At 71.4% G+C, this 8,481-nt stretch carries 8 protein-coding genes and 2 pseudogenes; 8 read left to right on the top strand and 2 right to left on the bottom strand.

Going from position 1 to position 8,481, the window contains the following annotated elements:
* From GPJ59_RS29725 to GPJ59_RS29715, 3 genes and pseudogenes are all read left to right on the top strand, one after another.
* A pseudogene (locus tag GPJ59_RS29725) lies at positions 1 to 384 on the top strand (ATP-binding protein); the annotation flags it as partial.
* A 116-nt stretch (positions 385 to 500) separates the two neighbouring features.
* Complete coding sequence (locus tag GPJ59_RS29720; protein WP_219671006.1) at positions 501 to 842, top strand: nucleotide pyrophosphohydrolase; 342 nt, start codon at positions 501 to 503, stop codon at positions 840 to 842.
* 122 nt (positions 843 to 964) lie between these two features.
* Positions 965 to 1,450, top strand: a complete 486-nt coding sequence (locus tag GPJ59_RS29715; protein WP_219671005.1) for a DUF6099 family protein — start codon at positions 965 to 967, stop codon at positions 1,448 to 1,450.
* A 339-nt stretch (positions 1,451 to 1,789) separates the two neighbouring features.
* On the opposite strand, the gene GPJ59_RS29710 is transcribed toward GPJ59_RS29715, so the two are convergent.
* On the bottom strand, positions 1,790 to 2,767 hold the full coding sequence (locus tag GPJ59_RS29710; protein WP_219671004.1) for an ArsR/SmtB family transcription factor: 978 nt from the start codon (positions 2,765 to 2,767) through the stop codon (positions 1,790 to 1,792).
* 92 nt (positions 2,768 to 2,859) lie between these two features.
* Here GPJ59_RS29710 and GPJ59_RS29705 point away from each other — a divergent pair, with 92 nt between their 5' ends.
* Together GPJ59_RS29705 and GPJ59_RS29700 are read left to right on the top strand one after the other, a co-directional pair.
* On the top strand, positions 2,860 to 4,173 hold the full coding sequence (locus GPJ59_RS29705; RefSeq protein ID WP_219671003.1) for an MFS transporter: 1,314 nt from the start codon (positions 2,860 to 2,862) through the stop codon (positions 4,171 to 4,173).
* A 46-nt stretch (positions 4,174 to 4,219) separates the two neighbouring features.
* Positions 4,220 to 4,816 carry a DinB family protein gene (locus GPJ59_RS29700; RefSeq protein ID WP_219671002.1) on the top strand — a complete coding sequence of 199 codons (597 nt, stop codon included), beginning with the start codon at positions 4,220 to 4,222 and terminating at the stop codon, positions 4,814 to 4,816.
* A 21-nt stretch (positions 4,817 to 4,837) separates the two neighbouring features.
* Here GPJ59_RS29700 and GPJ59_RS29695 read toward each other — a convergent pair whose 3' ends face one another.
* The gene (locus GPJ59_RS29695) at positions 4,838 to 5,059 is read right to left on the bottom strand and encodes a hypothetical protein (RefSeq protein ID WP_219671007.1); all 222 of its coding nucleotides are present in this window, start codon (positions 5,057 to 5,059) and stop codon (positions 4,838 to 4,840) included.
* A 166-nt stretch (positions 5,060 to 5,225) separates the two neighbouring features.
* Here GPJ59_RS29695 and GPJ59_RS38955 point away from each other — a divergent pair.
* The 3 genes and pseudogenes from GPJ59_RS38955 to mmuM all read left to right on the top strand — a co-directional run.
* Positions 5,226 to 5,453, top strand: a pseudogene (locus GPJ59_RS38955) (hypothetical protein); the annotation flags it as partial.
* Positions 5,434 to 7,197, top strand: coding sequence for a recombinase family protein (locus GPJ59_RS29690; protein WP_219671001.1), 1,764 nt, complete (start codon positions 5,434 to 5,436; stop codon positions 7,195 to 7,197). The pseudogene GPJ59_RS38955 and the gene GPJ59_RS29690, both read left to right, overlap by 20 nt.
* A gap of 88 nt (positions 7,198 to 7,285) precedes the next feature.
* Positions 7,286 to 8,185 carry a homocysteine S-methyltransferase gene (mmuM, locus tag GPJ59_RS29685; protein WP_219671000.1) on the top strand — a complete coding sequence of 300 codons (900 nt, stop codon included), beginning with the start codon at positions 7,286 to 7,288 and terminating at the stop codon, positions 8,183 to 8,185.
* Positions 8,186 to 8,481 lie beyond the last annotated feature (296 nt).

Genomic DNA, 8,481 nt, shown 5'->3' with positions numbered 1-8,481 from the left:
GTCCACGACCTGGTCGCGCGGGCGCAGCCCGACGGGCGGCTCGCGGCGGACGTCGTCCGCGGCGAGCCCCGGCCGGCCACGCCGCTGGCCCGGCTGGGCGCCGGCGAACTGCGCTTCCTGGCCCTGGCGGTGGTGCTGCTGACCGGGCCCGGGGTGCTCGCGGTCGACCAGGCGGCCGAGGTGCTGCCCGCCCGGCAGGCCCTGACCGTGTTGGCGGACGGCCTCGACCGCTGCCTGGACCCGCGGCAGAGCGCCGAACTGCTGCGGCTGGCCCTGCTGTCGTGCGGGCGGGGACAGGTCCGGCTGACGGCGGCGGTGACCGAGACGACCGGGAGGTACGCCCGGAAGCTCCCGGGGGTGACAGTGGTAGACCTGGTGCGGTGAACGAAACGCCGAACGAAGCGCCGCACGAGAAGCCGAACGAAGCGCCGCACGAGAAGCCGCACGAGGCGCCGCACGAGAAGCCGCACGAGACGCCGAACACCCCGTCCGGGGAACGCTTGGCCCTGTTGCAGCGGCGGCTGGCCGACTTCGCCGCCGCGCGCGGCTGGGAGCCGTACCACACGCCCAAGAACCTGGCCGCCGCGCTGAGCGTCGAGGCGTCCGAACTGGTCGAGATCTTCCAGTGGCTGACGCCGGAACAGTCGGCGAGGGTCATGGAGGCACCGGAAAGCGCACACCGGGTGACCGATGAGGTCGCCGACGTGCTCGCGTATCTGCTGCAGTTCTGTGAGGTTCTCGGGATTGATGTGCTGGATGCGCTCGCCGCGAAGATCGAGAGGAACGAGCTCCGCTTTCCGGTACCGGGCACTTCGACCCCGAATCGTCACTCTTCGGAGTGATGGCGTCGTCCACAACCTTGATTGTGTCCACAGATTTCCGAATACCCCTGGCTTTACTGGCCCGTTGCCTTCACTCTGGGTAGTGGACGGCACGTCGGATGTCGTGCGGACGGGGGACGGCTATGGATGCGGTTCGGCTCATCGCGGCCGGCCGGCATGCGCTGGCGCAGAGCGGGGCGGCGATGGAGATCGTGGGCGAGGCCTGGCAGGCCCAGGCGCTCGCCGAGGGACTGGGGAGTTGGCTCGTGGCGGCAGGTCCGCGCGAGCTGAGATCGGAGGCGCGGGGGCTGAGTGAAGCGGGGAGCAGAGGCTGCGGGGTGTTCGACCGCGCGGCGGTGCTGGGCGAGGGCAGACCTCCGACGTATCCGCCACGGGCGGCACAGCTGACCGGGGTGTCGGACGTCCGCCAGGCCCTGCTGGGGCTTCAGACGCTGTTGGGCGAAGTGGGCATAGCCCTGGTCGGGGTGGCGTGTGCCACGGACGACGAGGGCCTGTACTGGCAATGCATAGAGTCGATCGACGCGGCGGACGAATCCAGCGACCGGGTCCGGTCGCTCCTGCGCCGCCTCACGGTCCACGAACGGGGATCAGCGTCGGGCGTGGCCTGAGCGGTGGCCTGGGCGGGGTGAGCAGCCTGGGCGGCTGGGCGGCTGGGCGGCTGGGCGGCTGGGCGGCTGGGCAGCCCGGGCGGGCTGGGTGGCATGGGCGCCTTGGCCCGGGGCCCCGCCGTAGGGGAGCCGTACGGGCATGGTGACGCGGTTCTCGTACTCGCGGCGGGCCTTGGCACTGAGTCGGGACCGCCGGGGCGCCCTGGCTGCCGTCGAGCGGCTGGCAGAGGGTGAGGAGCCGGTGGGGCACGGCCGGGACGGCGGTGACGCGCAGGATGTACCCTCGGCTGCGCAACCGTCTGCTGACGACGCCTCAAAAAGCGGTGCTGATCCGAGCCCTCAGCCCGGACCGGCGACCAGTGCCTCGCCGAGCGGGGTGCGCCGGTAGAGCACCGACCGTCCGGACCGGGCGCGGACGAGCAGCCCCGCGCCCCGCAGGATGGCGAGGTGGTCTCCTACCGCGCCGGGTGCCATGGCGAGGCTTCTGGCGAGGTGGCTGGTACTGGCCGGGGCGTCCAGCGCCACCAGCAGCCGGGCTCGGGCCCGGCCGACCAGAGCGGTCAGCGCGTCCGGTTGGGGGACGGTCTCCTGTTCGCCCCACAGGGCGGCGGTGCCGCGGGCAGGATAGATCAAGGTCCTGGGCCAGGGGTCGTCCAAGTGGGCGGCGATATGCCCGACGAAGACCGAAGGGATCAGCAGTAGCCCGTCGCCGACGAGGCGGACTGTTCCGCCTCGGAAGAAGCCGATCTCGATGCCGCCGGCGTGCCAGGCGACGCCCGGGTGCAGGCTCTCGATGGTCGTGGCCCATCCGTGTTCGCCGATCACACCCACCCGGTGCACGACATCGCGCTCGCAGATCGCGCGCAGTTGCGGCCAGTCCGCGGCGAGCAGCTCGTGCCACGCCTGGTCCATCGCCTCGGCGATCCTGGAGACGGCGTCCGGCGAGTCCAGCACTGCGCGTACGCGGGGATCAGAGGCAGACGGGCCGGTCGCGGTGGCGGCGAATTCATGGCGGGCCGCTTCCAGCGGTGTGGCCCGGATCACGGCCAGATCGTCTGCCCAGGTCTGGCTGAGGCCGCGCGGAGGCGGGGCGACGAAGTTCGGTCCGCCTTGCGGGGCCTGCAGAGCGAGGACGGCGTCCAGTTCGGTCTCGCGGCGAAGCCGCTCAAAGGCCGGCAGGAGCCGTGCGGCCCAGGCTCGCGGCAGCGGCCGGTCGTGGCCGGCGAGCGAGCGCAGCAGGAAACAGAGGTCCATCGCGGGCGACAGCGCGAAGCGGCTGCGCATCAGGTCCTCGACGGAGACTTCGAAGCGCAGCACCCTGCCATGCTACCGCCGCTGGACGTCTGCTCCGATTCGTCCAGCGACGAATCATTGGGGAGTGGCGTGGGCGCACGGCGAGGCTCGGGGTCATGACCCCAACCGTCGAACCCGCGCCGGTCAACCACCGGGCCACCTACCGGGAGGTGCTGGCCGAGCCGCGGTTCCGGCTGCTCTTCTCGACCCGAACCATCGCGATCACTGCGGGCTCGCTGCGGATCACCACGTTCTCGGTTCTGGTCTTCGCGGCCACCGGCTCCGCGCTGCTCAGCGCACTGGCCTTCGGTATCGGCTTCCTCCCGCAGTTGTTCGGCTCACTGCTGCTGGGCTCACTGGCCGACCGACTGCCGCCCCGCGCGCTGATCGCCGGCGGCTACGCCCTGGAGTGCGCCGCCGCCCTGCTGCTCGCCCTGGTGCGGATGCCGATCGCGGCAAGCCTCGGTGTCGTGGCGCTGGTCGCCCTCGCCACACCGGTGTTCAGCGGCGCGTCGGGTCGGCTGGTCGCGCAGTGGCTGGAGGGCGACGCCTATGTACTGGGCCGTTCACTGAACAACATCGCTGCCTCCGGCGCTCAGCTGCTCGGTCTGGCGCTGGGAGGTGCGGCCGTCGCGGTACTCGGCCCGCACTGGGCGCTCGCGGTGAGCGCCGCCCTCTACCTCGGCTGCGCGCTCGCTGTCCGCCTCCGGCTACCCCGACTGCCAGGAGCGTTCGGCCGCACACCCGGCAGCGCTCGGGGCGACGGCGGGGCCGTCCGGGCAAGCCTGCACGGTGCCGGCCTGCTGCTGCGCGGACACACGGTACGACGACTGATGCTGGCGCAGTGGCTACCGCCCGCGTTCGTAGCCGGCGCGGAAGGACTGATCGTCGCCTACGCGGGAGGGCGCCACTTCGCGCCCGGCCGGTACGCGGTGCTGATGGGCTGTCTGCCGGTCGGCATGCTTGTCGGTGACCTGCTGGTGGGGCGACTGCTACGGCCGCCCACCCGGGAGCGACTGGTAGTCCCGTTGATCGCGCTGACGGGGCTGCCGCTGGTCGGCTTCGCTGCCGAGCCCGGAGTGGGCGTCTCGTCCTGTCTGCTGCTGCTCTGCGGCTTCGGATTCGCCTACGGCCTCGGCCTGCAACGGCCGTTCCTGGACGCCCTGCCGCAGGATGGCCAAGGCCAGGCCTTCGGTCTGCTCGGCTCCGGCAGCATGACGCTGCAGGGCGTCGGGCCGGTCTGCTTCGGCTCGGTGGCCGCGGGCATCGGAACAGGCGGCGCAATCGCCCTGGCAGGCGGCGCGGCGGCGCTTACCGCCGGCTGGATTCTCACCTGGCACCCGCCCACCTCCCCGGTTCCCGTCCTGAACCACTCAACGGGATCGGAGAACGGCACCGAACAGCATGCGTGTAGTTCTCCTGCGCAGTAACCGTCGCAGGTCAGACCACGAACAACCCATGGAAGGCTCATGCCGCATGATCGATGAATTCGCGAAGGACAACCTGCACAGGAGACTGCGGCGGGACCGCGAGGCGCTGCTCTGGAAGCTCGACGGCTTGTCCGAGTACGACGTCCGCCGGCCTTTGACGGCGACCGGGACCAACCTCCTCGGCCTGGTCAAACACGTGGCCACCGTCGAGGCCAGGTACTTCGGCGAGGTCTTCGACCGCCCTTCCCCGGAACCGCTGCCCCGGTGGCAGGACTACGACGGCAGCGATCTGTGGGCGACCGAGGACGAAACCCTCGATCAGATCATCGGGTTCTACCGGCGCACGTGGGAACACTCCGACGCGACGATCAACGAGCTTCCCCTCGACGCCCCCGGCCACGTGCCGTGGTGGCCGGAGCCGTCTCCCAACACGAACCTGTTCGCCGTCATGGTCCATGTCCTCAGCGAGTCCGTCCGGCATGCCGGGCACGCCGACATCCTGCGCGAGGGCCTCGACGGCCGGACCGGCATGCGCGCCGAACACGAGAGGCAGATCGACGAGGAAGCCCGTGCAGCCCACTGCGCGAAGATCGAGCAGGCCGCCAGGTCGGCGGCCGGGCGGGGGTCGGGCCGCCGCCAGTAGGGCTGTGGTCCGGCCGTGGGGTCAGAAGGAGCGGGGGGCCGGGTAGTCGCCGGTGTCGGCGGTGCGTTCCGAGGACGACTGGAGGTCGGCGTCGAGCTGGGAGAGGTCGGCGTTGAGCGCGGCCATCAGCTCCTCCATCTGCTGGAGGAGCCCCTTCGGCGCGCCGCTCTGCGCGGCGGCCGGAGGGAGCACGGCCCCCGTAGGCTCCTGGCCGGTGTGCTCGGGCACGGACTCCTGGGACATGGCGGCCTCCTCGGCCCGGGCCCTCCCGCGGGGCGGAAGGGGACGGTGAACACACCGGCGACGGGCCGCCGGCGCGCGGGCCGGGCGGTCCGGCTCCGTCCGAGCCAACGAGTGCCATCCGCGCTGGTCACTGGCCGGGGCGGGGGCGGGCACCCCGGTTGACGAGATTCACCCTGCCGGGGCGGGACCGGGCCGGCGGTGGCCGGGGGAGCGCGGGCCCGGGAGGGCAGGGGGGAGGCAGGATGGGGGCATGGATCTTCGCATCTTCACCGAGCCGCAGCAGGGCGCCGACTACGACACGCTCCTGACCGTCGCCAAGGCCACCGAGGACCTCGGCTTCGACGCGTTCTCCAGAAGCGGTACCGTATCTACCCGTGGAGCTGATCTCCCTGGGGGACAGGGGCCAAGACGTGGTCAGGGCGAGGACTTACGGCCGGCAGAGCCACAAGAGCGAGTCGGACAGCCAGGCGTCACCGCAGATACAGCGGGACACGGGCATCGCATTCATCAACTCTCAGTCCGGCTGGGAGCACACGGGCCACTACGAGGACGTCGGGCTGAGCGGGTACGACCCTAACGTCTACCGGCCCGACTTCGAGCGGATGTTGGAGGATGCCCGTAAGGGGGAGTTCGACGTTCTCGTCATCTACATGCTCTCGCGCCTGACCCGTCAGGGTGCCGCGGAGGCTCTCAAAATCCAACAGGAGCTGGCCAAGTACGGCGTCGCGCTCGTCTCGACCCAAGAGCCCTTCATCAACACCTCCGATGACAACCCCTTCGGCGTCGCCTTCTTCGCCCTGATCGCTGGCCTGGCGCACCAGGAGAGCAAGAACAAGAGCAAGTTCATCCGGGACGCCTTCGCAATCCTGAGGGCCAAGGGGAGCCACTCCTCCGGCCCGGTGCCGCACGGGTTTGTGGCGGAGGAAACCAACGTTGACGGCATCACCGTCCGACAGCTCCACCCCGGCCCCCGCGCCAGCGAATCGGCTGACACCTCCGAGCCGACTCCGGCTGACTCCGTCGACTTCATCATTGACGAAATCGAGAAGGGCACCGTCCCCAACGCCATTGCCACGGCGCTGACGAAGAAGCGCTTCCGTACACCGCTTGCCAGCCTCGACGAGGAAGCGGCGAAGGCGCGCAAGGAAGCCGCGCAGAAGCGTCGCAAGAGGGGCGAGAGCGACAACGCGGATTACGAGTGGTCCGCCACCGTGGTACTGCGCATTCTTCGCGACCCGCGCCTTGCCGGCTACGCCATCGGGCCCGTAGACCCGAAGACGAAGGCGCGGACCATCCTTCGTGACGAAGAAGGCCAGCCGGTGACTGCACACACCGGGTTCATCAGCCCCAAGCGCTGGTATGACATTCAGCAGACCCTCAACGGGCGCAAGCGTGAACGCCGCATGGACCGAACCGGGGAGATGACGCTCCTCGGGTCCTGGGGAATCCTCCGGTGTGGTCGATGCGAGTCCGGCTTGACCATCGCCCGGGCCGGGGCAGGGGCGTACGTCTGCAACCTGAGGCGGGCTGTCGGCAAAGAGGAGAAGCACGTCCTACGCATCGGCATGGACCACACGGACCGAATCGTCGCAGAGCGCGTATGGGCCAGGCTCGGGGCACTGGACGCCAGCAACCCGGACGACGTCGAATGGCTCTCAGTGGCCGCTGAGCGCTTCGCTGTACAAGGAGCCGACCCGGAGGCCGCCGCAGAGCTGGCAGAGCAGGAAGCGCAGCTTCAGCACGTTCAGCAGAGCGTCGAGGAGCTGAGCGAAGACCGGGACGCCTACGTCGGCCCCACAGCGCGGAAGGCTTTCCGCGAGACCATGGCGAAGTACGCCGCACACGAGGAGCAGTGCGCGCAGCGCATCGACGAGTTGAGGGCGTCGGCCGCCACCTCCGCCCGTCTTCCGATCGATGAGTGGACGGAGGCCGGCGACGGCAACCCGTTCGATCCTGAGGGGGTGTGGGCGCGCTGGAGCGTCGCAGAGCGGCGGTCGTTCCTCAGTCTCTTCGTGGATGCCGTAACCGTCGCTGCGGCTGCCTCAAAGAGCGGCCCGGCGGAGGAACGCGCCGAACGGCGGATCAACGTCGAGTGGGCGGCCCGTCCGAACAAGGAAGAGGAGCAGGCCACAGGATGATCACCCAGGTTCGGATCGATGGTTCCCTGGACCACCTGGAGCTGATCGCCTCCCAGGTCATGTCCCAGCTCGGCCGAGGAGCCCCGCGATGACGCGCGCGTCCGGGCCGCTCGCGGCCGCACTGGCCCGCCGTACGGTCGTCCTGGACGGCGGGCTGAGCAACCAGCTCGCCGACCAGGGCTGCGACCTGTCCGGTGACCTGTGGTCCGGCCGGGTGCTCGCCGAGCGGCCGGAGCAGGTCGCGGCCGCGCACCTGGCGTACGCCCGGGCGGGGGCGGAGGTGCTGATCACGGCGTCCTACCAGGTCGGTTACGAGGCCTTCGCCCGGCACGGCTACGACCGGGCGACGACCACGGGGCTGCTGCGGCGCAGCGTCGAGCTGGCGGCCCGGGCCGCCGGGTCCGTGGACCACGAGGTGTGGGTGGCCGCGTCCGTCGGGCCGTACGGGGCGACGCTCGCGGACGGCTCCGAGTACCGCGGCCGGTACGGCCTGGCCGTGCGCGAACTGGCGGCCTTCCACCGCCCCCGGATCGAGGCCCTGCTGGCGGCGGAGCCGGACGTCCTGGCCCTGGAGACGATCCCGGACACCGACGAGGCCGAGGCGCTGCTCGGGCTCGTGGCGGGGACCGGGGTCAGGGCCTGGCTCTCGTACACCGTCGAGTCCGGCCGTACCCGGGCCGGGCAGGACCTGGCCGAGGCGTTCGCGGCGGCCGCCGGGGTGCCCGAGGTCGTCGCGGTCGGCGTCAACTGCTGTGCCCCGGCGGACGTCCTGCCCGCGCTGGAGGCCGCGGCATCGGTCACGGACAAGCCGCTGCTGGCCTACCCCAACGACGGCTCCGTCTGGGACGCGCCCACCCGCACCTGGCGCGCCCCGGCCGCCCCCGAGCCGTGGCCCACCGCCGCGTGGCAGCGGGCCGGGGCCCGCCTGATCGGCGGCTGCTGCCGGGTCGGCCCGGCCTGGATCGAGCTGCTCCGCTCATCGACTTGAGCCAGCGATGAACCACTTCCGGCCAAGCGTCGATATGAACGGGCAGGCTGGCTGACAGGCCGGCCCGCCAGGGGCGACGATGCTCCGACGTCGAACCGGGGGGTCAGATGAGCACAGCCGAACACGGCCCAACCCCACCCGAAGCCACCCCGCCCCCGGGCCCGGGCCAGGCCTCACCCCCGACCCCGGGCGAAGACGCGGCCCCGGGCCAGGCACCGGCCCCGCACCGGGCCCCGGACCCGGACGGGACCCCGGGCCGGGCCCCGGGCGGGGTGGGGGGCGGCGGGGGCGGCGGG

It is taken from the genome of Streptomyces bambusae, assembly GCF_019400985.1.
In the GTDB taxonomy this organism is placed as follows: domain Bacteria; phylum Actinomycetota; class Actinomycetes; order Streptomycetales; family Streptomycetaceae; genus Streptomyces; species Streptomyces bambusae_A.
Note: the sequence above shows the minus strand (reverse complement) of the source record. Positions and strands in the feature narration are given on the sequence as shown.

Coding starts and splice junctions, on each gene's coding strand:
- GPJ59_RS29715 (WP_219671005.1), top strand. CDS start 965: ATGGATGCGGTTCGGCTCATCGCGGCCGGCCGGCATGCGCTGGCGCAG.
- GPJ59_RS29705 (WP_219671003.1), top strand. CDS start 2,860: ATGACCCCAACCGTCGAACCCGCGCCGGTCAACCACCGGGCCACCTAC.
- GPJ59_RS29700 (WP_219671002.1), top strand. CDS start 4,220: ATGATCGATGAATTCGCGAAGGACAACCTGCACAGGAGACTGCGGCGG.
- GPJ59_RS29695 (WP_219671007.1), bottom strand. CDS start 5,059: ATGTCCCAGGAGTCCGTGCCCGAGCACACCGGCCAGGAGCCTACGGGG.
- mmuM (WP_219671000.1), top strand. CDS start 7,286: ATGACGCGCGCGTCCGGGCCGCTCGCGGCCGCACTGGCCCGCCGTACG.